This is a genomic window from Streptomyces sp. RFCAC02 (genome assembly GCF_004193175.1).
GTDB lineage: Bacteria > Actinomycetota > Actinomycetes > Streptomycetales > Streptomycetaceae > Streptomyces.
On sequence record NZ_SAUH01000001.1, the window covers coordinates 2,868,282 to 2,892,064 of the forward strand.

At 73.1% G+C, this 23,783-nt stretch carries 21 protein-coding genes and 1 pseudogene; 11 read left to right on the top strand and 11 right to left on the bottom strand.

Going from position 1 to position 23,783, the window contains the following annotated elements; genetic code table 11:
* Positions 1-3: 3 nt before the first annotated feature.
* The 3 genes and pseudogenes from EMA09_RS13335 to EMA09_RS13345 all read right to left on the bottom strand — a co-directional run bounded on the left by EMA09_RS13335 (position 4) and on the right by EMA09_RS13345 (position 2,604).
* Positions 4-1,146 (bottom strand): SRPBCC domain-containing protein, encoded by a 1,143-nt coding sequence (locus EMA09_RS13335; RefSeq protein ID WP_240796380.1) that lies wholly within the window; start codon positions 1,144-1,146, stop codon positions 4-6.
* 133 nt (positions 1,147-1,279) lie between these two features.
* Positions 1,280-2,035, bottom strand: a pseudogene (locus tag EMA09_RS13340) (spermidine synthase); the annotation flags it as partial.
* 62 nt (positions 2,036-2,097) lie between these two features.
* Positions 2,098-2,604 carry a DUF2617 family protein gene (locus EMA09_RS13345; RefSeq protein WP_129841265.1) on the bottom strand — a complete coding sequence of 169 codons (507 nt, stop codon included), beginning with the start codon at positions 2,602-2,604 and terminating at the stop codon, positions 2,098-2,100.
* Positions 2,605-3,004: 400 nt separating this feature from the next.
* On the opposite strand from EMA09_RS13345, the gene EMA09_RS13350 reads away from it, so the two are divergent.
* The 6 genes from EMA09_RS13350 (at position 3,005) to EMA09_RS13375 (ending at position 10,747) form a co-directional block, all read left to right on the top strand.
* On the top strand, positions 3,005-4,765 hold the full coding sequence (locus EMA09_RS13350; protein WP_129841266.1) for an ABC transporter family substrate-binding protein: 1,761 nt from the start codon (positions 3,005-3,007) through the stop codon (positions 4,763-4,765).
* A 254-nt stretch (positions 4,766-5,019) separates the two neighbouring features.
* Positions 5,020-6,531, top strand: a complete 1,512-nt coding sequence (locus tag EMA09_RS13355; RefSeq protein ID WP_129841267.1) for an ABC transporter permease — start codon at positions 5,020-5,022, stop codon at positions 6,529-6,531.
* Positions 6,532-6,543: 12 nt separating this feature from the next.
* Complete coding sequence (locus EMA09_RS13360) at positions 6,544-7,545, top strand: ABC transporter permease (RefSeq protein ID WP_129841268.1); 1,002 nt, start codon at positions 6,544-6,546, stop codon at positions 7,543-7,545.
* Positions 7,546-7,565: 20 nt separating this feature from the next.
* The gene (locus EMA09_RS13365; protein WP_240796381.1) at positions 7,566-8,696 is read left to right on the top strand and encodes an ABC transporter ATP-binding protein; all 1,131 of its coding nucleotides are present in this window, start codon (positions 7,566-7,568) and stop codon (positions 8,694-8,696) included.
* Positions 8,693-9,742 (top strand): dipeptide ABC transporter ATP-binding protein, encoded by a 1,050-nt coding sequence (locus EMA09_RS13370; protein WP_129841270.1) that lies wholly within the window; start codon positions 8,693-8,695, stop codon positions 9,740-9,742. The genes EMA09_RS13365 and EMA09_RS13370 overlap by 4 nt, the downstream gene beginning before the upstream one ends.
* A 189-nt stretch (positions 9,743-9,931) precedes the next feature.
* Positions 9,932-10,747: a serine protease gene (locus tag EMA09_RS13375; RefSeq protein WP_129841271.1), complete on the top strand. Its 816-nt coding sequence runs from the start codon at positions 9,932-9,934 to the stop codon at positions 10,745-10,747.
* A gap of 56 nt (positions 10,748-10,803) precedes the next feature.
* Here EMA09_RS13375 and EMA09_RS13380 read toward each other — a convergent pair whose 3' ends face one another.
* From EMA09_RS13380 to EMA09_RS13395, 4 genes are all read right to left on the bottom strand, one after another.
* A complete protein-coding gene (locus tag EMA09_RS13380; RefSeq protein WP_129841272.1) occupies positions 10,804-11,094 on the bottom strand; it encodes a thiamine-binding protein in 291 nt (96 codons plus the stop codon).
* Positions 11,091-11,681, bottom strand: coding sequence for a YbjN domain-containing protein (locus tag EMA09_RS13385; RefSeq protein ID WP_129841273.1), 591 nt, complete (start codon positions 11,679-11,681; stop codon positions 11,091-11,093). The genes EMA09_RS13380 and EMA09_RS13385 overlap by 4 nt, the downstream gene beginning before the upstream one ends.
* A 45-nt stretch (positions 11,682-11,726) precedes the next feature.
* A complete protein-coding gene (gene clpB / locus EMA09_RS13390; protein ID WP_129841274.1) occupies positions 11,727-14,327 on the bottom strand; it encodes an ATP-dependent chaperone ClpB in 2,601 nt (866 codons plus the stop codon).
* Positions 14,328-14,518: 191 nt separating this feature from the next.
* On the bottom strand, positions 14,519-15,319 hold the full coding sequence (locus EMA09_RS13395) for a trypsin-like peptidase domain-containing protein (protein WP_129841275.1): 801 nt from the start codon (positions 15,317-15,319) through the stop codon (positions 14,519-14,521).
* 272 nt (positions 15,320-15,591) lie between these two features.
* Here EMA09_RS13395 and EMA09_RS13400 point away from each other — a divergent pair, with 272 nt between their 5' ends.
* From EMA09_RS13400 to EMA09_RS13410, 3 genes are all read left to right on the top strand, one after another.
* Positions 15,592-17,619, top strand: coding sequence for a peptidoglycan recognition family protein (locus EMA09_RS13400; RefSeq protein WP_240796382.1), 2,028 nt, complete (start codon positions 15,592-15,594; stop codon positions 17,617-17,619).
* A gap of 86 nt (positions 17,620-17,705) precedes the next feature.
* Complete coding sequence (locus EMA09_RS13405) at positions 17,706-18,131, top strand: VOC family protein (RefSeq protein WP_129841277.1); 426 nt, start codon at positions 17,706-17,708, stop codon at positions 18,129-18,131.
* Entirely contained in the window at positions 18,128-18,883 is a 756-nt protein-coding gene (locus EMA09_RS13410; protein WP_129841278.1) for an SDR family oxidoreductase, read from the top strand. Before EMA09_RS13405 ends, EMA09_RS13410 begins: the two co-directional genes overlap by 4 nt.
* A 27-nt stretch (positions 18,884-18,910) precedes the next feature.
* Here EMA09_RS13410 and EMA09_RS13415 read toward each other — a convergent pair whose 3' ends face one another.
* Positions 18,911-19,477, bottom strand: a complete 567-nt coding sequence (locus EMA09_RS13415; protein ID WP_129841279.1) for a TetR/AcrR family transcriptional regulator — start codon at positions 19,475-19,477, stop codon at positions 18,911-18,913.
* 88 nt (positions 19,478-19,565) lie between these two features.
* Between EMA09_RS13415 and EMA09_RS13420 the strand changes: the two genes are divergently transcribed.
* Positions 19,566-20,219 (top strand): NAD(P)-binding oxidoreductase, encoded by a 654-nt coding sequence (locus tag EMA09_RS13420; RefSeq protein WP_129841280.1) that lies wholly within the window; start codon positions 19,566-19,568, stop codon positions 20,217-20,219.
* 121 nt (positions 20,220-20,340) lie between these two features.
* On the opposite strand, the gene EMA09_RS13425 is transcribed toward EMA09_RS13420, so the two are convergent.
* The gene (locus EMA09_RS13425) at positions 20,341-21,159 is read right to left on the bottom strand and encodes an MBL fold metallo-hydrolase (protein WP_129841281.1); all 819 of its coding nucleotides are present in this window, start codon (positions 21,157-21,159) and stop codon (positions 20,341-20,343) included.
* A gap of 160 nt (positions 21,160-21,319) precedes the next feature.
* Here EMA09_RS13425 and EMA09_RS13430 point away from each other — a divergent pair, with 160 nt between their 5' ends.
* Entirely contained in the window at positions 21,320-22,009 is a 690-nt protein-coding gene (locus tag EMA09_RS13430; RefSeq protein WP_129841282.1) for a phosphatase PAP2 family protein, read from the top strand.
* An 86-nt stretch (positions 22,010-22,095) separates the two neighbouring features.
* Here the strand turns inward: EMA09_RS13430 and EMA09_RS13435 are convergent, their stop codons facing one another.
* On the bottom strand, positions 22,096-22,548 hold the full coding sequence (locus EMA09_RS13435; protein WP_129841283.1) for a helix-turn-helix transcriptional regulator: 453 nt from the start codon (positions 22,546-22,548) through the stop codon (positions 22,096-22,098).
* Positions 22,549-22,551: 3 nt separating this feature from the next.
* The gene (gene dnaJ / locus EMA09_RS13440; protein WP_129841284.1) at positions 22,552-23,769 is read right to left on the bottom strand and encodes a molecular chaperone DnaJ; all 1,218 of its coding nucleotides are present in this window, start codon (positions 23,767-23,769) and stop codon (positions 22,552-22,554) included.
* Positions 23,770-23,783 lie beyond the last annotated feature (14 nt).

The window sequence follows — 23,783 nt, forward strand, 5'->3', positions numbered from 1 at the left end:
GGGTCAGCGGCCCGCCGGGTGGCGCCGCCGCAGCACCCGGATCAGCACGGCGCCCGCGACCGCCACGGCCGCCGCCGGCGCGGCCCAGCGCAGCACGGCGGACGGTCCGGGGGTGCGCCCGGGCGCGGGCTCGGGGGCGTACCGGCCGCGCGGCGGGGCGTGGTCGACCTCCTCCGCGCTCCTGCCGATCATCGTGCGCCGGGCGAAGTCCGCCTCGGGCTCGGGCACTTCACCGCCGCCCGACAGCACGCCCTCCTCGGCGGCGAGATCGACCAGGTCACCGATGTCCTCGGCGCCCATGAGGTCCTCATCGCCGGCCAGCAGCTCGTCGGCCGTCAGCTCGTCGACGGCGTCGGTCCCGCCGAGCAGGGAGACCTCCTCGATGCCCGCCGGATCGTCGGCGTCCCCCGGGTCGTCGGGGCCGCCCCGGGCGTCCTCGGCTCCCGGACGGCCGCCCGCCTCCCCGGTGCCGGCGAGGTCCGCGAGGTCGTCCACGCGCTCACCGGCCGCCTCGGCCGCGTCCCGCTCGGCCGGCGTCAGCTCGTCGAGGCCGAGGCCCTCCGGCGCGAACGGGTCGGGCTCCGGTTCGCTGGCGGCCGGGATGCCGGGGATGGCCCGCTCGTTGTCGTCCGGCGTGCCGATCCCGCCGGGGACCGGGCGCACGGCGAACTCACCGTCCGCGCCGGCGTCGCGCTCCCCCCCGTCCGCCGCGAGGTCGGCCGCCAGGGCCTCGGCGAAGCGGTCGAGCAGCCGGCGGCCCGCCGCGTCCAGCCGGTCCGCGCCCGCTTCGGCCAGGCGGCCGGTGGCCTCGACCTGGCCGCCGAACGCCAGGGTCGTCCCCGAGCCGTCGGCGACCGGCCTCGGCACGACGGTGAGGACGAGCCGCGCCGTCCCACTGCCCCGTGCCTCCTCGCCCTCGCACTCCACGACGACCCCTTCACCACGCTCCGTGACGACGAGGGTGCCGCGGTAGGTGATGGTGGAGGACCCGACACGGACGCGCAGCCGGCCGCGCAGCCCGGCGGACGTGCCGTCCGGCTCGGCCTGGAGCCCGGGAACGCAGCGGGACACACGCTCCGGGTCGGCGAACGCGCGGCGCACGACGGTGGCGGACAGGGGGACGTAGACCTCGTGCTCCATGGCCATGGCGCGGAGCCTACCCACACACGGTGATCGGATCACTTATCCCGGGGCCGTTCGCCGCGCCCTCACGCGCCGTGCCCGGACCGGCACCGGACGCCACTCCCGCGGCCGCGCACACACCGGCCGCGCCCCGCTCGTGCAGCGCGCGCTCGGCCGCCCGCTCCAGCGGCCCGACGAGCGTCGCGCAGGCGACCAGCGCGGCGATGATGCCGGCGTTCAGCACGAGCAGGCAGCGGCGGCAGCGGCGCGACAGGTCGCCGCGGAAGAGCCACAGCACGAGCAGGCCGCCCGCCAGGGCGTTGACCACGCCGGTGAACAGCGCGGCGCTCAACTGGCCGAAAAGCGGCAGCAGAAGAAAGGGGAACGCCAGCCCGCCGAGCAGCGCGCCCACGTAGTCGGCCGCCGAGAGGTCCGCCACAGCGCGCCCCGCGTCCTGGGCGCGCACGCGCTGGATCAGTGTCATGAGCAGCGGCATCTCCGCGCCGATCAGGACGCCCATGGCGAGAGAGAGACAGATCAGCACCGGCCGCGCCACCCCGAAGGCGAGGAAGCACACGTACAGGGTGAGCGCGGAGGAGCCGCCGATCAGCGCGAGCGCCGCCTCGATCAGGCCGAAACTCGCCGAGGCCCGCCGCCGCAGCCGCTTGGCCCCCAGCGAACCGATCCCCATCGCGAAGACCATCAGCGACAGCACGACGGACGTGTGCGTGACCGTGTCGCCGACGAAGTAGTCGGCGAGGGCGATGAGCTCCAGCTCGTAGATCAGGCCGCAGGCGGCGCAGACGAAGACGGCCACCAGGACCACCCAGCGCCCCGCCCCCGCCGACACGGGCAGCACGGCGACCGCGGAACGGTCCCCGGCGGCCCGCTCGGTGTCGTACGTGTCGATCATGAACCGAACATTACGTCACTCAGCGCTGCCTATTTGTCACCCACAGGAGTGGAATCAGGCCCTCACGCCGCGCCGGTCACACGCGTTCGCGTCGCGACGAGGCAGAGCTCCTGCGGGTACGCGTGCCAGGTGCGCCAGTGGATCTGCGCGCCGCGCCGCTGGGCGAGCAGGGCGGTGAAGGCGTTCGGATCGCCCGGGAACATCGCGGCCAGCCCGTGCGGATGGTCGGCGACGAGGGCGAGGAGCTCCTGGGCCCGCCCCGCGAACGACCCGGGACTCAGCGTCTCGACATGTGCCGCGAACTCGTAGTCGAAGTTCCCGAGGCGCTTGGACACCCCCAGCGGCAGGGGCGTCCTGCTGCCCGGCAGGCAGGCCACCGTCTCCGAGCAGGTGCCGCCCCGGCTCTCCAGCAGGACCTGGTGCGACGCCCCGAGGACGCGCAGCTCGACCCGCGCCCCGGTGAGCTCCAGGTCGAGCGTGGCCAGCGACGGCAGCGGCTCGCGGCCGAGCGCCCAGGCCAGGTCGTCGGCCCGGGTGTCGGTGAACGTGGTGTTGATCGTGGTGAGCATGGGACGGCCCCCCGCATGCGCGCAGTTGAGGGGTGCGGCGCACCGCCCGACCCCCTCGCGGACATCGCGACCACCGAACCACGGAACTCATGGTCCGAACAGCGTTTTTACCCAACTTCACCAGGTTTCCATCCCCTCGGGGGCAGGGTGGCTCACCTGTTCACCCACCGTCCGCACGCATACCGAACAGTTCTGCAAAGTCAACGCGCGGAGACCTCCGGACGGGTACGCCTAATGACCCGATTTCGGGCGTAATCATCAGGTTTGCAGATAACAGGTCAGCCAGCTTCACATCTCGGCTGCACAACGGTCACTCGGCCGCACTTGTTCGCGCCCAGATCTGTGAGGAAGCTCAGCCCAACTTCACACCAGAAGCCATGACACCGCGGAAGGCCCACAGATGACCCGTTTCGGCAGAACGTCGAAGGTCCTCGTGGCCGCGCTCGGAGGGGCCCTCGTCCTCTCCGCGTGCGGCGGCGGCGACGACGACAACGGCGATGACGAGAACAGCAACGCGGGTGGTGGTCCCTCCGGCACCGTCACCTACGCCATGGCCCAGCCGTTCCAGAGCTGGAACAACGCCACGGCCGGCGCCAACAGCGTCGCCAACGGCCAGGTCATGGAGCAGGTGATCTCCGGCTTCTGGACCTACGGCAACGAGGACGGCCAGCCCGTCCGCAACGAGGACTTCGGCACCTTCGAGAAGACCTCGGACGACCCGCTGACCGTCGAGTACACGATCAACGACGCCGCCGTCTGGTCGGACGGCACCTCGATCGACTGCGACGACGTCCTCCTGTGGTGGACCGTCCAGAGCGGCGCCTTCGACGGCCTCTTCTCCGCCGTCGGCACCCAGGGCATCGAGGACACCGCGATGCCCGAGTGCGCTCCGGGCGACAAGTCCTTCACCCTCGTCTACGACGAGCCCTTCGCCGACTGGGTCACCGCGAGCCCCGGCCACGGCAACAACGCCATCATGCCCGCGCACGTCGTCTGGGAGCAGGGCGGCTTCTCGTCCGAGGAGGACTTCATCGCCGCCCTCCAGGGCGACGACGCCTCCGCGCTCCAGGCCGCGGCCGACTTCTACAACGAGGGCTGGCTCGTCTCCGGCGCCCTGCCCGACGCGTCGCTGATCCCGTCGTCCGGCCCGTACAAGGTCACGGACTACGTCGCCGACCAGTCCGTCACGCTCACCTACAACGACAAGTGGTGGGGTGAGCCGCCGGCCGCCGAGAGCATCGTCTTCCGCACCATCGCGGACGAGGAGCAGGTCCAGGCGCTGCAGAACGGCGAGGTCGACATCATCGAGCCGCAGCCGACGGTCGACATCGCGCAGCAGATCCAGTCGGCCTCCGGCGTGGAGAGCCAGGTCGAGGACGAGTACACCTACGAGCACCTCGACTTCAACTTCAACGACGGCCCCTTCGCCGACAGCCTCGCCCTGCGCCAGGCGTTCGCCCTGTGCGTGCCGCGCGAGCAGCTCGTGGACAACCTGATCCGCCCGGTCGTGCCGGACTCCGTGGTCAAGGACGTCCGCAACGTCGCGCCCTGGGACCCGGGCTACGAGGAGGCCATCGCCGCCTCCCAGGAGTACATCGACGAGTTCGGCACCACGGACGTGGAGCGTGCCCGCGAGATCCTGGAGGAGGAGGACGCGGTCGGCACGACCGTGCGCCTCGGCACGCTGGAGAACCAGCGCCGCGTCGACGCCGGCACGATGATCAAGGCGTCCTGTGACGAGGCCGGCTTCAACGTCGAGTTCGAGGCCGCCGCCGACTTCTTCGACACCGACGGCGCCCTGGCGCAGAACCGCTTCGACGTGGCCATGTTCGCGTGGGCCGGCTCCTCCGAGCGCTCCGGCTGGAACTCGACCTACCGCACCGTGTCCGAGTGCTCCCCCGTGGGCAAGGGCAACAACAACGGCTGCTACTCCTCCCCGGAGATGGACGACCTGCTCGACCAGCTCATGCGCACCTCGGACCAGACGGAGGCCATCGAGCTGACCGCCCAGGTCGAGGCGCTCGCCTGGGAGGACATGGTCACGATCCCGCTGTACCAGCACCCCGGCATCTCCGCCTGGGGCAGCCAGGTCCAGAACGTGATCCCGAACCCGGCGCAGAACGGCATCACCTGGAACGCCGACCAGTGGAGCAAGTCCTGACGGACGGCGGGTGACAGCGGTCCGGTGGGGTAGGCGGACGCCCACCGCACCGGACCGCACCCCGTCGCACACCGTCACCACACACCTGGCAGGTGTCGGCGGTCATCCGCACACGCCGGGCGGGGCCGGGGGACATGTCCTCCGGCCCCGTCCCGCGTCGGCGGCCGACCCCAACTCCCCCACTCCCCCCACGTCACCGGTCCGCCCCCGGTGAACCCGCCAACCGCCCCCGAAACACCTTGGAGTCAGCGCACATGCTCGTCTTCATCGCGCGGCGGCTCTTCGTCTCGATCTGGGTCTTCTTCGCCGCCTCGGTGGTGGTGTTCTTCCTCTCGACGAACGTCAGGGACCCTCTCGCCGAGGCGCGGCAGCTACCCGACAACGCGCGGGAGAGCGCCATCGCCGAGATCACCGAACGGATGCATCTCGACGATCCCACCGCTCTCCGCTACGTCCGCTGGCTCGGCGACGCCCTCACCGGTGACCTCGGCGTCAACCGGCAGGGCCAGAGTGTCAACGACCTGCTGGAGACCGCGTTCTCCGCGACCCTCCAGCTGATCACCGGGGCGACCGTCCTCGCGATCGTCATCGGCATCTCCATCGGTGTCATCTCGGCCCTGCGCCAGTACTCGGCGCTCGACCAGGTGGTCACCTTCGTGGCGTTCGTCTGCTTCTCGCTCCCGCTGTTCTGGGTCGGCACGCTGCTCAAGCAGTTCCTCGCGCTCGACTTCAACGACTGGCTGGCCGACCCCGAGATATCGCCGATGTTCATCGGGGGCATCGCGCTGATCACGGGCCTGTTCTGCGGCGGCATCATCGTCGGGGACCGCAGGTCGCGGATCACGGCGTTCGTGAGCGCCACGGCCGCGATGGCCGTGCTGCTGTACGTCCTGTCCGTCACCGAGTGGTTCGCCGACCCGGGGCTCGGCCCGGTCGTCGTCGCGCTGACCGCCATCGCGGGCGCCATCGGCTTCACGACCCTGGTGAGCGGCCTCGAATGGAAGCCGCCGCTGCAGGCGTCGCTGATCGCCGCCGCGCTCGGCATCGTCGCGTACTTCGCGCTCGACCCGGTCCTGGACGACCCGCAGATCCTCACGCTGCTCGGCCTGGCCGTGGTGGCGATCGTCGTCTCCGGGGCGATCGGCTGGTTCCTCGGCGGCGACCTGTACCGCCGCAGCGCCGTCCCGGCCGCCGCGCTCACCGGCCTGTTCGCCGGCGCGGTGATCTTCGTCGACCGGATGCTGCAGTCGTTCGCCGACTACAGCGACTCGGTGGGCAACCGGCCGATCTCCACGGTGGGCGCCGAGACCCCGAACTACGAGGGCACGTTCTGGGAGAGCGGCCTCGACTCGTTCGGCCACCTCGCGCTGCCCACCCTCGCGCTCGTCCTGATCTCCCTCGCGACCTACACGCGGTACACCCGCGCCAGCATGCTGGAGGTCATGAACCAGGACTTCGTCCGCACCGCCCGGGCCAAGGGCCTGAGCGAGCGGGCCGTCATCACGCGGCACGTCCTGCGCAACGGCCTGATCCCGATCACGACGCTCGTCGCGTACGACATCGGCACGATCGTCGGTGGCGCCGTGGTCACGGAACGGGTCTTCGGCTGGTCCGCGATGGGCAACCTGCTGACCGTCGGCATCACCCAGGGCGACCCGATGCCGATCATGGCGTTCTTCGTCGTCAGCGGCGGCGCGATCGTCGTGTTCAACATGATCGCGGACATGGCCTACGCCGTCCTCGACCCCCGCATCCGGCTGTCGTAAAGGAGACTGGCCATGACGCAGAACGCGCAGCCGGCCGGGGCGGAAGCGGCCCCGGCGGCCCCGGGCGATGCCCAAGCCCATGGACTCACCGTCGTCGCACGCTCGCAGGGGCAGCTCATCCGGCGCCGGTTCTTCCGGCACCGGGGCGCCCTGGTGGGCATGTTCCTCTTCCTCCTGGTCGTCCTGCTGGCGGTCACCTCGATCGGCGCGGGCCCCATCCCCGGCTGGTGGGACAAGTCGCCGACGGCGACCGGCTCCATCTCCGGCGACGCCAAGCCGACCCTGTCGGTGATCCCCGGCTTCCTCGGCGGCGGCGGCGTGCACCTCGGCGAGCACCCGTTCGGCCAGGACAACGTGGGCCGCGACTACTTCGCGCTCACGATGCGCGGCACGCAGGTGTCGCTCATGATCGCCGTGATCGTCGGCCTCGTCTCGACGATCGTCGGCACCATCATCGGCGCGGCCGCCGGCTACTTCCGCGGCTGGGTCGAGGCGGTCCTGATGCGGATCACGGACGTCGTGATCGCCGTCCCGACGCTGCTGATCGCCGGCCTCATCGGCGCGATCGTGGCCGGCAAGGGCGTGGTGCTGTTCGCCCTGTTCCTCGGCCTGTGCCTGTGGACGCAGATCGCCCGCCTGGTGCGCGGCGAGGTCCTGGCGCTGCGCGAGAAGGAGTACGTGGAGGCCGCGCGCTCGGTCGGCACGCGCGCCCGGCGGATCATCTTCAAGCACATCCTGCCGAACACGATGGGCATCATCATCGTGTCGGCGACCCTGGCGATCGCCAGCGCGGTGCTGACCGAGTCCGCGCTGTCGTTCCTCGACCTCGGCGTGCAGCCGCCGGACACCTCGCTCGGCCGCCTGATCAACGACTACCGCACGGCCCTGACGGTGCGCCCCTGGCTCTTCTACTGGCCGGGCGTGTTCATCATCGCCATCGCCCTGTCGGTCAACTTCATCGGCGACGGCCTGCGCGACGCCTTCGACCCCCGACAGACCCGGGTGCGTGACTGATGTCTTCCCTGACTCCCCCTGTGAACAACCCGACCGCGCCCGACCCCGGCGTCGAGGCGTCCGTGACGGACGCCGCCGAGGACGTCCACGACGCGCGGTCCCTGGCCGACACCCGGCCGCCGTCCGACGAAGCGATCCTGGAGGTCAAGGACCTCACCGTCGAGTTCCCCACCGACGACGGCGTCGTGAAGGCGGTGCGCGGCGTCGACTACACGCTGCACGCCCGTGAGGTCCTCGGCATCGTCGGCGAGTCGGGCTCCGGCAAGTCGGTGTCGTCGATGGCCGTCATGGGTCTGCTGCCGAAGAACGCCCGGGTGCGCGGCAGCATCCGCTACCGCGGCCAGGACCTGCTGGCGCTGCGGCCCAAGGAGCAGCGGTCGCTGCGCGGCCGGAAGATCGCGATGATCTTCCAGGACCCGATGACCTCGCTGAACCCGGTCCGCTCGGTCGGCGACCAGCTCGCCGAGGCCGTGCTCGCGCACCACCTCGTGCCGTACAAGAAGGCGCTGGCGCGGGCGAAGGAGATGCTCGACCTCGTCGGCATCCCGCAGGCGGACCGGCGGCTGAAGTCGTACCCGCACGAGTTCTCCGGCGGCATGCGGCAGCGCGTGATGATCGCCATGGCGATCATCAACGACCCGGACGTGATCATCGCGGACGAGCCGACCACCGCGCTCGACGTGACGGTCCAGGCGCAGATCCTGGAGAAGCTCCTGGAGGTCAAGGACGAGGTCAACGCCGCGATCCTGATGATCACGCACGACCTGGGCGTGATCGCGGGCATGGCGCACCGTACGCTCGTGATGTACGCGGGCAAACCGGTGGAGATCGGTTCGACCGACGAGGTGTTCTACGAGCCGCGCATGCCGTACACGGCGGGGCTGCTCGGGTCCATCCCATCCCTGGAGGGCGAGCGGGACGAGCGGCTGCGGCCGATCAAGGGCACTCCGCCGTCGCTGATCAGCCTGCCGCCGGGCTGCCCGTTCTCGCCGCGCTGCCCGCTGGCCACCGACGTGTGCCGCGAGCGGGAGCCCGAGCTCGCGCCGAAGGACACGGGGCACCTCGCGGCGTGCCACCACAGCGACCGACTGGCCGAGGCGGACGACCCGACGGCGTTCTTCCGCAGCTCCGCATCCGAGGAGGTCCGATGACCACCACTCCGCTCCCCCTGACGAAGGACGAGGCCGCGACCGGCACCGAACTGCTGAAGGTCACCGACCTGGTGGTGAACTTCCCCGTCCGCGGCGGCGGCCTGGTCCGCCGCACGGTCGGTCAGGTGCAGGCCGTCAGCGGCGTGTCGTTCTCGGTGGACAAGGGCGAGACGCTGGGCGTCGTCGGCGAGTCCGGCTGCGGCAAGTCCACGACGGGGCGGGCCGTGCTCCAGCTCATCAGGCCGACGTCCGGGTCGGTCCGGTTCGACGACCAGGAGATCACCGGCCTGTCGGCGACGCAGCTGCGGCCGGTGCAGCGCAAGGCGGGCATGGTCTTCCAGGACCCTTACGCCTCGCTGAACCCGCGCCTGCCGGTGAACGACATCATCGCCGAGCCGCTCAAGGTGCAGGGCCAGTGGCGCGACGGCGGGCGCGCCCGCGTCGCCGAGCTGCTTGAGCTGGTCGGCCTGAGCCCGGAGCACGGCAACCGCTACCCGCACGAGTTCTCCGGCGGCCAGCGCCAGCGCATCGGCATCGCCCGCGCGCTCGCGCTCGACCCGAAGCTGCTCGTGCTGGACGAGCCGGTGTCCGCGCTCGACGTGTCGGTGCAGGCGGGCGTCGTGAACCTGCTGGAGGACATCCAGGAGCGCCTCGGCGTGGCCTATGTCTTCATCGCGCACGACCTGTCGGTGGTGCGGCACATCTCGGACCGCGTGGCCGTGATGTACCTCGGGAAGATCGTCGAGACGGGCACGCGGGAGGACGTGTACGAGCGGTCCGCGCACCCGTACACGCGGGCGCTGCTGTCGGCGGCGCCGCTGGCGGACCCGCGCAAGGAGCGCGAGCGCCGCCGCACGGTCCTCACCGGCGACGTGCCGAGCCCGCTCGACCCGCCGAGCGGCTGCCGGTTCCGCACCCGCTGCTGGAAGGCGCAGGACATCTGCGCCACGCAGGAGCCGGAGCTGAAGGACCGCGGGCAGGGCCACCCGGTGGCGTGCCACTTCGCGGAGGAGGTCGCGGCCGAGGCGGCCGGTACGGCAGCCTGAGCGGCGCCGGACGCAGCGCGACGGAGGCCCGCATCCCGGGGACGGGGTGCGGGCCTCCGTCGTTCCGGCGCGGGGCCGGCCGGGCGCTCCCGAAGCGGTGATCTCTACCCCGCACACATTCGAGCAAACGTTCGCATTCTTCCCCTATGCTGTGCCCGCACTGCCCAACTCGGCACGAGGAGAGGCACGTTGATCACGAAGTCCAGGATCAGGGGAACGCTCGCCGTCGCACTGGCCGCCGGCATGCTGGCGACCTTCCAGGGAGGCGCCCACGCGGACGACGGCGTGTCACCGCGCATCATCGGCGGTGACCCGGCCAGTCAGAACTACTCGTTCGTCACCGCCCTCAACTGGGACCAGGGCGGCAACCACCGGTTCCGCTGCGGCGGCGTCCTCATCGACCGCGAGTGGGTGCTGACCGCCGCGCACTGCGTCTTCGACCAGCAGGCCGGCGAGCCGTACGCGGCCGACCTGTTCGACATCCGGGTCGGCTCCAACGACCGCACCACCGGGGGCAGCACGGCCGACGTGGTCGAGACGTTCGTCCATCCCGACTACTGGACCACGCCGGACGACCGGGAGAGCGACGTGGCGCTGCTGCGGCTCGACCACTCCGTCCCCGTGCGCCCCATCCGCATCGCCGACGAGGAGGCCGAACCCGGTGCCGACCTCCGCGTCATCGGCTGGGGCATCACCGCCATCGGCCAGACCCAGGCCGCCGTGACCCTGAACCAGCTCGACACCGAGGTCATCGACGACGACGCGTGCGTCAAGGGCAGCATCTACGACCTCACCGAGGGCGACCTGTGCGTCGACGACACGGCGGACCCGCCCACCGGCAACTGTTCGGGTGACTCGGGCACGCCCGCCGTGTGGTGGAACGACCGCCACTGGGAGCTGGTGGCCATCGAGAGCCGCAGCGTCGACACCTGCGGCGAGGACCCCAACGTGATGCCGAGCGCCACCTACCACGAGAACTGGATCTCGTCCGTCATGGCGGACTGAACGACCGCGGCCCGCGCCCCGGACGGGGTGCGGGCCGCGGACCGTGCGGCGCGGGCTCAGCCGAGGAGGTCCTCGACGCGCCGCACCTTGCTGTTCAGACCGTCCGTGACGCCCTCGCGCAGGTCGGCCTTCAGGACGAGGCTGACGCGCCCCGCGCGGGCCTGCACGGCCGCGACGGCGCGCTTCACGACGTCCATCACCTCGTCCCACTCGCCCTCGACGCTCGTGAACATGGCGTCGGTGCGGTTCGGCAGCCCCGAGGCGCGCACGACGCGGACGGCCTCGGCGACCTCCTCGCCCACGTCCTCGCCGGCGCCGATCGGCGTGACGGAGAACGCGACGATCACGACGCGTCCCCCTGCTCCCCCTCGGAACCGGCCTCCGGCGCGCCGTCCTCCTCCGGGGCGTCCTTCTCCAGGCCGAGGCGCTGCACCAGCCACTTGTCGAACTCGACCGCGCCCCGGACCCAGCTGATCACACTCGCGACGAAGTGGTCGAAGCCGACGCCGGTGCCGATCAGCATCTGCACCTCACCGATGAGCCGGACGGTGCCGTCGTCATTGGTGTGCGTGTAGACCTTGGGCCACAGGGTGGTGCGGTTCCACTCGTCGATGCTCTCCAGCAGCATCGGCTTGTCGTCGATGCCGTGCGGACGGTCGTAGAACGTCCGCACGGACATCAGGCGCTGCGCCTTCTCACCGCGGAAGAGGAAGTACGTGCGGAAGGACTTCCAGGGCGCGACGAGGTCGCCCTGCTTGTCCTCCGCGTACTTGAGCTTCATGCGGTCGAGGAGCTGCTTCACGAGGTCCTGGTTCGGCAGGATCGGCGCGGTGGGCCGCCGGGGCTGCCCTTCCGGCCGGCCCTGCTTGTCACCCTCCTGCCGCTTCGGCGGCTGTCCTCCGAAGTTCGGAATCGCGGACGGATCGACGGACACGGGCTGGTCCCTTCGTACGGCGGCGGGGGCGCCCTCCATACTCCCTCACGCCCTCCCGGACGTGGCAAGCAGGACGAGCCCCCCGTCCGGGCTCGCGTCCACCCGGACCGTGTCGCCGTCCCGCACGTCCCCGGCGAGGATCCTGCGGGCCAGCGGGTCACCGATCGCCGTCTGCACGAGCCGGCGCAGCGGACGGGCGCCGTACGCCGGGTCCATGCCCTCGTCGGCGAGCCAGCGCAGCGCGAGCTCCGTGACGTCCAGGGTGAGGCGCCGGTCGGCCAGCCGCCGCTGGAGCAGCCCGACCTGGAGCCGCGCGATACGGCTCAGCTCGTCGCCGGTCAGCGGGTCGAACACGACCGTCTCGTCCAGACGGTTCAGGAACTCGGGGCGGAACGCGCCCCGCACCGCCGCCATGACCTCCTCGTGCCGCTGCTCCGGCTTCGCGAGCGGGTCGATCAGGTGCTGCGAGCCGAGGTTGGAGGTGAGGATGAGGATCGTGTTGCGGAAGTCGACCGTACGGCCCTGCCCGTCCGTGAGCCGCCCGTCGTCCAGGACCTGGAGCAGCACGTCGAAGACCTCCGGGTGCGCCTTCTCCACCTCGTCGAGCAGGACCACGGAGTACGGGCGGCGGCGGACGGCCTCCGTGAGCTGGCCGCCCTCCTCGTACCCCACGTAGCCGGGGGGCGCGCCGACGAGCCGGGCGACGGCGTGCTTCTCGGCGTACTCGCTCATGTCGATGCGGACGATCGCCCGCTCGTCGTCGAAGAGGAAGTCGGCCAGCGCCTTCGCCAGCTCGGTCTTGCCGACACCGGTCGGGCCGAGGAAGAGGAACGAGCCGGTCGGCCGGTCCGGGTCGGCGATCCCGGCGCGGCTGCGGCGCACGGCGTCGGAGACGGCCCGTACGGCCTCCTGCTGGCCGACCAGGCGCCGGCCCAGCTCCTCCTCCATCCGCAGCAGCTTCTCCGTCTCGCCCTCCAGCAGGCGGCCCGCCGGGATGCCCGTCCAGGACGACACGACGTCGGCGATGTCGTCGGGGCCGACCTCCTCCTTGACCATGGTGGTCGCCGACGCCGCCTCGGCCTCCGCCTCGGACGCGGCGGCCAGCTCCCGTTCCAGACCGGGGATCTCGCCGTACAGCAGCTTGGAGGCGGCCTCGAAGTCGCCGTCGCGCTGGGCGCGCTCGGCGAGGCCGCGGGCCTCGTCCAGGCGCTCCTTCAGCTCACCGACGCGGTTCAGGCCCCGCTTCTCCTTCTCCCAGCGGGCGGTGAGGCCGCGCAGCTCCTCCTCGCGGTCCGCGAGTTCGCGGCGCAGCCGCTCCAGGCGCTCGCGGGACGACGGGTCGGACTCGCCGGCGAGGGCCAGCTCCTCCATCCGCAGCCGGTCGACGGCGCGCTGCAGCTCGTCGATCTCGACGGGCGAGGAGTCGATCTCCATCCGCAGCCTCGACGCCGCCTCGTCCACGAGGTCGATGGCCTTGTCGGGCAGGAACCGGGAGGTGATGTAGCGGTCGGACAGGGTGGCGGCGGCGACCAGCGCGCCGTCCGCGATCTGCACCTTGTGGTGCGCCTCGTAGCGGCCCTTGAGCCCGCGCAGGATCGCGATGCTGTCCTCGACGGTCGGCTCGGCGACCAGCACCTGCTGGAAGCGGCGCTCCAGCGCGGCGTCCTTCTCGATGCGCTCGCGGTACTCGTCCAGCGTGGTGGCGCCGACGAGCCGCAGCTCACCGCGCGCCAGCATGGGCTTCAGCATGTTGCCCGCGTCCATGGCGGACTCGCCGCCGGCGCCCGCGCCGACCACGGTGTGCAGCTCGTCGATGAAGGTGATGATCCGCCCGTCGCTGTCCTTGATCTCCGCCAGCACGGACTTCAGCCGCTCCTCGAACTCGCCCCGGTACTTCGCCCCGGCCACCATCGCGCCGAGGTCGAGGGAGACCAGCCGCTTGTTCCTCAGCGACTCGGGCACGTCGCCCTTCACGATGCGCTGCGCCAGGCCCTCGACGACGGCGGTCTTGCCGACGCCGGGCTCGCCGATGAGCACCGGGTTGTTCTTCGTGCGGCGGGAGAGGACCTGGACGACGCGGCGGATCTCCTGGTCGCGCCCCACGACGGGGTCGAGCCGCCCCTCGCGCGCGGCCTGCGTGAAGTCCGTGCCGAACTTCTCCAGCGCCTTGTACGTGCCCTCGGGGTCGGGCGTCGTCACGCGCTGCCCGCCCCGGCCGGCCTGGAACGCGGCGAGCAGCTTGTCGGCCGTCGCGCCCTGCCCGGTCAGCAGCTCGCCCGCGCGCCCGCCCTCGGCGGCGAGGCCGATCAGCAGGTGCTCGGTCGAGACGTAGGCGTCGCCCAGCTCCCCGGCGCGCCGGGAGGCGTCGGCGATGACGGCGAGCAGCTCGCGGTTGGGCTGCGGCCTCGCCACGGACGCGCCCCGGACGCGCGGCAGGCCGCCCAGCAGCCGTTCGGCGCCCGAGCGCAGCGCGGCCTGGTCGGCCTCGACGGCGGCGAGGAGGTCCTGGATGTTCTCGTTGTCCTGGCCCGTGAGCAGCGCGAGCAGCAGATGGGCCGGGGTGATGTCGGGGTGGCCGCCGGTGAGCGCGCGGTCGTTGGCCGCACTGATCGCGTCCCGGCTCCTGTTGGTCAGCTCGGCGTTCACGAGCGGTACTCCTCCGTCTGGTTCCGTCCGGTTCGGTCGGGCCACTGGGCCTGCCAGCTCCAACGTACGATAAGTTGAGTCTATTCCACTCAACAGGACGGTGGGAGCGATCCCGTACCCGGGGAGGAAAAAGGCGCGCGGCCCCTGCGTCCCGGCCCTTCCGGAGAGGGCCGGGACGCAGGGGCCGGCGGTCAGCGGGTGGCGGCCGCCCCGTCGTACAGCGCCCGCGCCTCGGCGGGGAACGGGCGGCCCACCACGTCGCCGTCGCCGCTGCCCACCGACATCACCGCGACGACGGTGCCGCCGCCGGCCGCCGCGTCGAAGTCCTGGAGCCACGGCCCGCCGCTCGTGCCGGCCGTCAGGTCGCAGTCCCGCAGCAGGAGGCCACCGGTGTTCGCCGGGTCGGCCTCGCCCTCGGCGAGCACTTCCGTCGGCCCGCCGCACCAGTGCAGCGACTCGCCGTCGTACGGCGCGAGGGCCGGGTACCCGAGGACGGCGACGTCGCGGTCCTCCGGGACGGGCTCGAACTCCAGGCGGTTCGCGCCGTGCGCCTCCTGCACCGTCACGCCGTCCTTCTCGGCCAGCGTGAGGAACGCGTAGTCGTGGTGCAGGATCTCCGTCGTGTCGCGGGCCGTGTCCCAGCCCTCGGGCGTGTGGAACGACGCCACGCGCCACCCGTCCTCGCGGTACCGGTCCTTCCCGTGGTCGTAGCCCGGCACGAACCACACCTCGTCCGGCGGCTCCGGGTTGTCCTGCGTCCTGACGCAGTGCGCGGCGGTCACGACGACGCTGCCGTTCGGCGCGTCCACGACCGCGCCCGAGCACATGCCGAGACGCCCGCCGCCCGCGTCCCACAGGAGCTTCCCCACCGTGCCCACCGGCCCGTCCTCCCACGGCAGGGCAGCGGCGCCGGCCTGCGGGACGGCCGTCCCGAGCACCAGCGCGGCGGCTGTCAGCGTGAGCGCGGCCCTCCTGAGAACACCCTGTTCCATACGGACACCCTGGGATCACGCACCGCCCCTGTCCAGTCACCGTCCGCTGAACGAGTGGCCGGATGACGCGCGTTGACGCGGCGGCGGGCGGCGGCACCGCCGGCAAAGATCGGGTAAAGCCCGCACGGCGGACCGTACGGCAGCCACCGGTCCAGACCAGTGCCGTGCCCCAGGCGACGCCACGACACCCGCAGAAAGCCACCGGGAGCCGCCGGCGGCGCCGACGCGCCCGTGGCACGCGCGCATTGACGGCGCCACCGTTCCCCACCAGCATGCTCATGCCTTCCCGCACCTCATGCTCATGGCGAACCGACCCTCCGGAGGCCCGCCTTGCGAGGACCAAGCACCCGACCCCGTACCCCCTGCGACCGCTCGGCGCCGCCGCCGTCGCCGCGCTGGCCGTCCCCCTGCTGTTCTCCGGTCCCCCCGCGGCCGCCGCGCCGGCCGGGCAGGACGGCACGCTCAGCGCCGCGTTCACGGACGCCGCCGAACGCTGGGGCGTCCCCGAGAGCGTCCTGCTCGGCGTCTCCTACCTGGAGTCCCGCTGGGACACCCACGACGGCGCCCCCAGCGTGTCCGGCGGCTACGGGCCGATGCACCTCACCGACGTGTCGGCCGCCCTCGCCGGATCGGCCGGCCACCACGCCGACGGCGACGAGGACCCGCGCGGCGACGACGCCCGCCCCCTCACCCCCGGCTCGCCCCTCACCACCGCCTCCGACCCGCAGGACCACGGCTCCGGCACCGTGGCCCGCGCCGCCGAGCTGACCGGCCGCTCCCCCGCCGACCTGCGCTCCGACCCGGCCGCCAACATCGAGGGCGGCGCCGCCCTCCTCGCCGACGCCCAGGCCCGCGCCGGCGCGCCCCTCAGCGACGACCCGGCCGACTGGTACGGGGCCGTCGCCGCCTACGCGGGCGCCGACACCCTGGACGCCGCCGAGGTCTTCGCCGACGACGTGTACGACGTCATCGCCACCGGCGCCGACCGCGTCACCGACACCGGCGCGCGCATCACCCTCGCCGCCCTGGACGTCACCCCCGACACCGCGACCGCCGAGGCGCTCGGCCTGCCGCGCGAGCCCCGCGACCCGAACGTCGAGTGCCCCCGGAGCGTCTCCTGCTCCTGGGTCCCCGCGCCGTACGAGGACCTGGGCGGCGGCGACTACGGCAACTACGACATCGCCGACCGCGAGACGTCCCAGGAGATCGACTACATCGTCATCCACGACACCGAGGCCACGTGGGAGACGACCCTCGACCTCGTGCAGGACCCGACATACGTCTCCTGGCACTACAGCCTGCGCTCGTCCGACGGCCACATCGCACAGCACCTCGCCACCAAGGACGTCGGCTGGCACGCCGGCAACTGGTACGTCAACGCGAAGTCCATCGGCCTCGAACACGAGGGCTTCCTCACCGACCCGGACGCCTGGTACACGGAGGCCATGTACCGCACGTCCGCCCGCCTGGTGCGGTACCTCGCGCACGAGTACGGCATCCCCCTGGACCGGCAGCACATCCTCGGCCACGACAACGTCCAGGGCACCACCACCTCCGGCATCGCCGGCATGCACACCGACCCCGGCCCGTACTGGGACTGGTCGCACTACTTCCGGCTGCTCGGCGCCCCCTTCCACGCCACGGCCGGCCCGCGCGGCGGCCTCGTGACCATCGCGCCGGACTACGACACGAACGGCACCGACTACACCGGCTGCGAGAGCGCGGGCGCCGCGTGCGACCCGCACGGCTCCGCCACCGTGCGCCTGCACACCGCGCCGAGCGCCGACGCGCCCCTCGTCACCGACATCGGCACCCACCCGGGCGACGGCGCGTCCTCGCCCGGCGTGAACGACGTCGGCGCGCGCGCCTCGGCCGGGCAGCGGTTCGCCGTCGCCGACCGCTCCGGCGAGTGGACCGCGATCTGGTACCTCGGGCAGAAGGCGTGGTTCCACAACCCGGCCGACGCGCCCACCGCCCTGAACGCGCAGGGCTGGGTCGTCACCGGGAAGGACGGCGCCGACACCATCCCCGTGTACGGCCGCGCGTACCCCGAGGCCGCCGCGTACCCGGACGGCGTACCGGTGCAGGCCGTCAGCCCGCTCGTCTACGAGATCCCCGCCGACCAGGCGTACGCGGTCGGGCTGCGCACGCCGAGCGAGTACTACCGGGCCGTGACGTACGACCCGGCCGGGCACCAGGTCGTGCGCGGCGAGGACTACTACCAGATCCAGCTCGGCCACCGCGTGGCGTACGTCCGCGCGGCCGACGTCGAGGTGCGCTGGTCGGCCGGCCGCCGCTGACCGGCCCGCGCACCCCCGCCCCCGGGCCGGCGGCACCGGGAGGGATGATCGTCCCGGGGGCGGGACACCGACGGAAGGACGCACACATGAACGACCGGCCCGGCTTCCACCTCGCCGTCCCCGTGGACGACCTCGCGCGGGCGCGTGACTTCTACGGCGGCGTCCTCGGCCTGCGGGAGGGCCGTTCGACGGGCACCTGGGTCGACTGGGACCTCGCGGGCCACCAGCTCGTCACCCACGCCGTGCCGGGGCCGCCGCGCGGCCCGGCCGGGTACGGGTCGGTCGGCGACCACCGGGTGCCGGTGCCGCACTTCGGGCTGCTGCTGCCGGTGGCGGAGTTCCACGCCTTCGCGGACCGGCTGCGGGCCGCGGGCACGGAGTTCGTCATCGAGCCGGTGCTGCGGTTCGCCGGTGAGCCGGCGGAGCAGTGGACGATGTTCTTCCTCGACCCGGCGGGCAACGCGCTGGAGTTCAAGGCGTTCTCGGACCCGGCGCAGGTGTTCGCGCGATGAGCGGCCGCGGCGTCCTCGTGACGGGCGCGGCGCGCGGCATCGGACGGGCCGTCGCGGCGGCGTTCGCGCGCGGCGGGGACCGGGTGTGCGTGCACTACGGGTCGCGGCGCGAGGCGGCCGAGGAGACCGTGCGCTCGCTGCCGGGCACCGGGCACGTCGCGCTCGGCGCCGACCTCGCCGACCCGGACGCCGTGGAACGCCTCGTGGCCGCGGCGGACGAGGCCCTGGACGGCGTCGACGTCCTCGTGAACAACGCGGCCGTCATGCTGCCGCACCCGCCCGCCACCGCGTCGTACGCCGAGTGGCAGGGCGCGTGGCGCCGCGTCACGGACGTGAACCTGCTGGGCGCGGCGAACGCGTCGTACTGCGCCGCCCGCCGCATGATCGGGCGCGGCGCGGCCGGGCGGATCGTGAACGTCGGCTCGCGCGGGGCGTTCCGGGGCGAGCCCGACCACCCGGCGTACGGGGCGAGCAAGGCGGCCCTGCACGCGCTCGGCCAGTCCCTCGCCGTCGCGCTGGCGCCGCACGGCATCGCCGTCATGTCGGTGGCGCCGGGCTTCGTGGCGACGGACCGGGTCGCGGAGCGGCTGACGGGTCCCGAGGGCGACGGCATCCGCGCCCAGAGCCCGTTCGGGCGCGTCGCGCGCCCCGAGGAGGTCGCCGACGCCGTGCACTGGCTGGCGTCACCCGGCGCCACCTGGTCCTCCGGCACGGTCCTCGACCTGAACGGGGCCTCGTACCTGCGGACATGACCCGGGCCGCCGCCGCGCTTCCGCCGCTCAGGGCAGGAGCGCCGGGAGCAGCCCGCGCACCAGGGCGGCCGCCGCCTCCTCGGGGATGTCGGGGCCGCCCTCGAAGTACCGGAGGAACGCCTGCTGGAAGCAGGCGCCCATGAGCAGCGCCGCGCCGGCGGCGGGGTCGGCGCCGGGCGCCACGCGGCCGAGGTCCCGCTCGGCCGCCAGGTACGCGGTGAGCGCCGTGACCGGGTGGCGGGGTCCGGCCCCGTACCCGGCCAGCGAGTCGCGGACCGCGGCCATCAGCCGGGGCTGGGCCACCATCGAGGCCATCATCGGGAAGGCGTGCAGGTAGAAGCGGAGCGCCCCGTGCGCGACCGCGGTGAGGTTGGCCTCGACGCTCCCCTCGCCGGCGCGCGCCCCGGTGGGGAAGGCCGGCATCCGCTCCGCGAGGACGTGCAGGAGGATCTCCTCCTTGTCGCGGAAGTGCTTGTAGAGCAGCGCCTCGGAGGTGCCCGCGGCGCGCGCGATCTGCTTCGTCGTGGCGTTGGCGACGCCCTGTTCGCGCATGACGCCGGCGGCGGCGTCCAGGATGCGTTCCCGTGCGTTCATGATCCCCGCTTGACAGGTGAGTGGGTGCTTACCCACTCTAGGGGTGAGTGAATATTTACTCACCCCTTCCCCTCCTGCGGAGAACCCCATGAAACTCACCGTGCTCGGCGCCAACGGCGGCACCGGCAGCGCCGTCGTGCGCCAGGCCGTCGCGGCAGGCCACGACGTGACCGCCGTCGTCCGCGACGCCGCCCGGATGCCCGCCGACCTGCGGGAACACGTCCGCGTCACCGTGGCGGACGGCGGCCCGGCGTCCGCCGACGCCCTGGCGGACGCCGTCGCCGGACGCGACGCGGTCGTCAACGCGATCGGCACGCGCGACCGGAAGCACCCCACCGGCGCGTGCGCCGACAGCACGGCCGCCCTCGTCCGGGCGGCACGGGCCGCCGGCGGCGCGGGGCCGCGCCTCGTCATCGCGAGCAACAGCGCGATGGCCCCGGGCGCCGGCGACGACCCGTTCACCCGCTTCGTCGTCAAACCGCTGATCCTGGCGCCCCTGCTGAAGCACATGCTCGACGACATGCGCCGCGCCGAGCGGACCGTGCGGGACTCGGGCCTGCCGTGGACGGTCGTCCGGGCCGGACGGCTGACCGACCGGCCCGGCAAGGGCCGCCACCGCCACCGCGTCGACCGCAACGTCCCCGGCGGATTCCAGATCACCCGCGCCGACTTCGCCACGGCGCTGCTGGACTCCGCCACCGACCCGGGCCGCGCCGGACACGTCGTCTCGGTCGGCAACTGACCGCCCGCGGCACGTCCGGCGATGCTTCGGGCCGTCCGCCGAGGCGACGAGCCTGCCGGCGCCCGGCGGCAGCCGCCGCGTCCATCGCTTCCGCCAGCGCGGACGTGCCGCCGCGCTCGCCTCAACCAGCTCTTTCAGCGAGGCGCCGGACCTGGTCGACGGATATGTCCGTGGTCCACTCCCAGCCGGGCTCGGCCGTCGGGCCGACCCGCGCGTCGCCGGGGACACGGCCCGCACGCACCGCGAGGACGTACGCCCGGTCCTGCTCGATCCGTGCGCGCATCCCCTCGGCTCCGCAGACCGATCCGTGGCCGGGGACCATGACATCGACATCGCCCGCGACGTCATCGAGCAGGCGCAGTCCGACGAGGTACTCCCCGAGAGGGTCATTGGTCTCGTTCAACTCGTCGAAGTTCGGGACGAGGACGTCGGAAAGCATGTCGCCGGCGACGAGGACGCCGCGCTCCGCGATCAGCAGCGCCGCATGGCCCGGGGCGTGCGCCGGGTGCTCGATGATTCGGGTGCGAGGGCCGTTCCAGGGAATCCGCGCCGCTCCGGCCGGCAGACCGGTGACGAGGCCGTACAGGTCCAGCGGTGTCTCCCCGGCGATTTCCGGCGGCAACCCCTCGGCGACATGCGCCTTCCAGTCCGGGTCCGCCCGCACCTCTCGCACATGCGCCGCGCAGCGGGCGGTGCCGTACCGGGGCGCGTCGCCGTACGCGGGGTGCCAGAGCACGTGATCCCAGTCGGGATGCGTCGCGAAGCCCGCCACCACGCTCTGGCCCAGCTCGCGGAGGTCGTCCGCGAGGCAGGTCATCTCGGCTTCGGTGAGCCCGGGGTCGATGAGCAGCACACCGGTCGGGCCTTGCACCACGACGGCGTTGTTCTCGAGCAACTCGCTCCGGTGGGTCAGCACACCCTCCGCGACCTGGTTCAGCATTGCGCTCCTTCTGTGGCTGGTCGTGCTGGTGCGGAAGCACCCGCTGCACACATGGACGAGACAGCCGGCCGAAAATCATCGCCGTGGCCCGCACCTCCTCCACGGGCCGAGGGCTCGGCCCCCGGCCGCCCCGCCCGACGCGGCACTAGGCTTGTCCCGCATGAGCCGACCACTCCGGGGCACCGTCGCAGCCGTGTCCGCCGTGGCCCTGATCGCCCTCGTCACCGTGGTCGCGCTGCGCGACGGCGCGCCGTTCGCCGTGGACAGCCGGCTGCACGACGCGGCGGTACGGCACCGCACCCCCGGCTGGAGCGAGGCGTTCCGCGTCATCACGAGCACCGGCAGCGGGGTGCCGCCCCTCGTCGTGGCGGCGGTCGCCGGAGCGCTGGCCGCCCCGCGCGCGTGGTGGCTCGGCGCCGTCGCGGGCGTCGGGGCGCTCGTCACGGGGCAGCTCGGCCGCTTCGCCCTCGTCACCGCGCTGGACCGGCCGCGCCCGCCGGCCGCCGACTGGCTCATCCACGTGCACAACGCCGCCATGCCGTCGGGCCACGCGGCGACCTCCGCCATGGTGGCCATCGGCGTGGCCGTCTTCCTCGCGCGCCTGCCGCGCGTGCCCCGGACGGTCGCGTACGGCGTGCCGGCGCTGTGGGCGGCGGCGGTCGGCGCGAGCCGCGTCGTCCTCGGCGTGCACTGGCCGACGGACGTGCTGGCGGGCTGGCTCTACGCGACCCTCGCCGCCTGCCTCCTCCTCCCGCCCCTCGGCCGGGCACTGGACCGGGCGACGGACCGCGCCGCCCCGCCACGGCCCGCGGACGACAGCGGCACGGACGCACCGGCCCACCGGCCCTGACCCCCGCCCCGGCATACGCGCGCCGCCCGGCCACCGCGTGCAGCGGTGACCGGGCGGCGGGGGCACGTCCGGATGACGGCGGATGCTCAGCGACCCCGGTCGGGGCGCCACACCACGATGGCCGCGGACTGACGCACGTCCTGGTACGGCACGAGGTCACGGCGGTAGGAGGCGTGCACCTGCGCCTCCGCCTGCCGCATCGCGAGGGCGGCGCCCTCCACGGCCTGCTGCAGCTCGGCGACCTTCGCCTGCAGCGCGGCGACCTGGTGCTCCAGCTCGATGATCCGCTTGATCCCCGCCAGGTTGATCCCCTCGTCCTGGGACAGCCGCTGCACCTCGCGCAGGAGCTGGATGTCCCGCGCCGAGTAACGGCGGCCGCGCCCGGCCGTGCGGTCGGGCGAGACCAGGCCGAGCCGGTCGTACTGGCGCAGCGTCTGCGGGTGCAGCCCGGAGAGCTGCGCGGCCACGGAGATGACGTACACCGGGGTGTCTTCGGTCAGTTCGTAGGGGGTGCTGCTCCGTCCGTGCCGGCCGTCCATCTTCTACTCTCCCTTCGCGGCCTCGAACAGCCCTGCCCGAGGGTCTTCCCCCGACATGGCGGCGCGGTACTCCCCGAGCGCCGCCCTGGCGGCGTCGCCCAGCTCGCGCGGCACGGCGATCTCGACGGTGACCAGCAGGTCGCCGCGGGTGCCGTCCTTGCGCACCGCGCCCTTGCCGCGGGCCCGCATCGTCCGCCCGGCGGGGGTACCGGGCGGGAGCCGCAGCGTGACGGGCGGACCGTCCAGCGTCGGCACCTTGATCTCGCCGCCGAGCGCCGCCTCCGGGAAGGTCACCGGGACGGTCACCGTCAGGTTGTCCCCGCGGCGGCCGAACACCGGGTGCTCCCCGACATGCACGACGACGTACAGGTCACCGTGCGGGCCGCCGTGCTCGCCCGGCGCGCCCTTGCCGCGCAGCCGGATGCGCTGCCCGTCGTCCACACCGGCCGGGATGCGGACCTGCATCGTCCGCTGGCTCGTCGCCCGCCCGCTGCCCCGGCACACCGGGCACGGGTCCTGCGCGATCAGACCGCGCCCCTTGCAGTCGGCGCAGGGCGCGCCCAGTGAGGCACCCCGGCCGACGCCGCGGCTGACCTGGCCGGTACCGACACAGGTCGGGCACACGCGGGGCGCGCCGTTCCGGTCGCCGGTGCCCGAACACGCCTTGCAGGCGGCGGCCGACGACATGCGCAGCGGAACGGTCGCCCCCGAGACCGCCTCGGCGAAGCTCAGCGTCACCTCGGACTCGATGTCCTGCCCGCGCCGGGCCGCCGTACGGGTGCCGGCGGCGCCGCCACGGCCCGTGAACAGTCCGCCGAGGACGTCCCCGAGCCCGCCGCCGAAGCCGCCGGCCGTACCGGCGGCACCGCCGCCCGGCGCACCGCCGGCGCCCGGGGCACCCCCGAAGAAGTCGCCCAGGTCGAACGTGAACTGCCCGCCGGGGCCGCCCGCGCCCCCGGCGCCGCGCGGCCGGAAACCGCCGGCGCCGAACAGGGCGCGCGCCTCGTCGTACTCCTTGCGGCGCTTCGCGTCACCGAGGACGTCGTACGCCTCGGAGACGTCCTTGAACCGCTCCTCGGCGGCCGCGTCGCCCCGGTTGGCGTCCGGGTGGTTCTCCCGGGCCAGCTTCCGGTACGCCTTCTTGATCTCGGCCTCGGTGGCGTCCCGGGGGACGCCGAGGACCTTGTAGTAGTCCTTCTCGATGAAGTCCTTGGTGCTCATCCCCGGCGTCCCTC

What these genes read in the sequence shown, in the direction of transcription:
- EMA09_RS13335 (WP_240796380.1), bottom strand. Translation starts at nt 1,146, where the DNA reads ATGGCCATGGAGCACGAGGTCTACGTCCCCCTGTCCGCCACCGTCGTG.
- EMA09_RS13345 (WP_129841265.1), bottom strand. Translation starts at nt 2,604, where the DNA reads ATGCTCACCACGATCAACACCACGTTCACCGACACCCGGGCCGACGAC.
- EMA09_RS13350 (WP_129841266.1), top strand. Translation starts at nt 3,005, where the DNA reads ATGACCCGTTTCGGCAGAACGTCGAAGGTCCTCGTGGCCGCGCTCGGA.
- EMA09_RS13355 (WP_129841267.1), top strand. Translation starts at nt 5,020, where the DNA reads ATGCTCGTCTTCATCGCGCGGCGGCTCTTCGTCTCGATCTGGGTCTTC.
- EMA09_RS13360 (WP_129841268.1), top strand. Translation starts at nt 6,544, where the DNA reads ATGACGCAGAACGCGCAGCCGGCCGGGGCGGAAGCGGCCCCGGCGGCC.
- EMA09_RS13370 (WP_129841270.1), top strand. Translation starts at nt 8,693, where the DNA reads ATGACCACCACTCCGCTCCCCCTGACGAAGGACGAGGCCGCGACCGGC.
- EMA09_RS13395 (WP_129841275.1), bottom strand. Translation starts at nt 15,319, where the DNA reads ATGGAACAGGGTGTTCTCAGGAGGGCCGCGCTCACGCTGACAGCCGCC.
- EMA09_RS13400 (WP_240796382.1), top strand. Translation starts at nt 15,592, where the DNA reads ATGCTCATGCCTTCCCGCACCTCATGCTCATGGCGAACCGACCCTCCG.
- EMA09_RS13405 (WP_129841277.1), top strand. Translation starts at nt 17,706, where the DNA reads ATGAACGACCGGCCCGGCTTCCACCTCGCCGTCCCCGTGGACGACCTC.
- EMA09_RS13410 (WP_129841278.1), top strand. Translation starts at nt 18,128, where the DNA reads ATGAGCGGCCGCGGCGTCCTCGTGACGGGCGCGGCGCGCGGCATCGGA.
- EMA09_RS13415 (WP_129841279.1), bottom strand. Translation starts at nt 19,477, where the DNA reads ATGAACGCACGGGAACGCATCCTGGACGCCGCCGCCGGCGTCATGCGC.
- EMA09_RS13420 (WP_129841280.1), top strand. Translation starts at nt 19,566, where the DNA reads ATGAAACTCACCGTGCTCGGCGCCAACGGCGGCACCGGCAGCGCCGTC.
- EMA09_RS13425 (WP_129841281.1), bottom strand. Translation starts at nt 21,159, where the DNA reads ATGCTGAACCAGGTCGCGGAGGGTGTGCTGACCCACCGGAGCGAGTTG.
- EMA09_RS13430 (WP_129841282.1), top strand. Translation starts at nt 21,320, where the DNA reads ATGAGCCGACCACTCCGGGGCACCGTCGCAGCCGTGTCCGCCGTGGCC.
- EMA09_RS13435 (WP_129841283.1), bottom strand. Translation starts at nt 22,548, where the DNA reads ATGGACGGCCGGCACGGACGGAGCAGCACCCCCTACGAACTGACCGAA.
- dnaJ (WP_129841284.1), bottom strand. Translation starts at nt 23,769, where the DNA reads ATGAGCACCAAGGACTTCATCGAGAAGGACTACTACAAGGTCCTCGGC.